Origin of the sequence: Streptococcus sp. KR (assembly GCF_002238115.1) — a bacterium.
Lineage (GTDB): Bacteria > Bacillota > Bacilli > Lactobacillales > Streptococcaceae > Streptococcus.
In genome coordinates, this window is record NZ_NGVM01000086.1 from 1 (window position 1) to 770 (window position 770).

General features: G+C 31.2%; 1 protein-coding gene. It reads right to left on the reverse strand.

From position 1 onward, the window contains the following. The coding region (locus CBI42_RS10970; RefSeq protein ID WP_094753976.1) for a DUF3990 domain-containing protein at positions 1-587 on the reverse strand (587 nt) is incomplete at its 3' end. Positions 588-770 lie beyond the last annotated feature (183 nt).

Below are 770 nucleotides of genomic sequence, written 5' to 3' on the forward strand. Positions count from 1 at the left end.
TTCTCTATTTTCATTATATCACAAAAAGATTGGTTGTGGATGGATAATTGTTTAAAAGAATATGGTTTTCTAAACTCAGCAAGCATTTCTTCTTTTGTAATTTCATTCTGACGAAAACGAGCTAAAGCTTGGGTTGGATTGTCATCAGTCTGAACACCATAGATAAAATCAAAATGGTGTTGTAATTTATCTGGATTTTCCCGATTTTGAACGACAAATTCCGCAAAATCTAAATCTGACTCTGACTTTTTATGTTTTGCAAAATAGTGACAATGATAGTCCGGGTTCTTAAAAATTTCTACAAAATTTGAAATACGAAATTCTACTATAATTCCTACTTCTTCTTCTGAGTCAAAAATATTATTATTAGATGTGCTTCGATTTAATACTTCAACTTGCTTGTTAATAAATTTTCTAGCTTGTTCAAAGTCAGGCGTGATATAGAAACCAGGACCAAAATCTAGCTCACTTCCTAAATTAAATTTAACATCTATACCACTTTTTAAGGATTCTAAATGTCTCAATAATGTAGCATGAAACCACTGCGTCTGACCTAGTTGCTTTTCCTGCTTGGTAGTCAACTCCAAAATATTTACTTCCTTCTCTAGTCTATACTAAAAGTATAACACAAGACTTTATTCAAGTAAAAGAAAATTTTATAAAACGATTCACTTCCTTCCATTTTTCCTAAATCTCTCTAAATTCTTCTCCAATTGTTCCTTATGAAGTTGATTCTTAGCTTCCTTTAATGTGTCGTCCAAAGTTTCTTC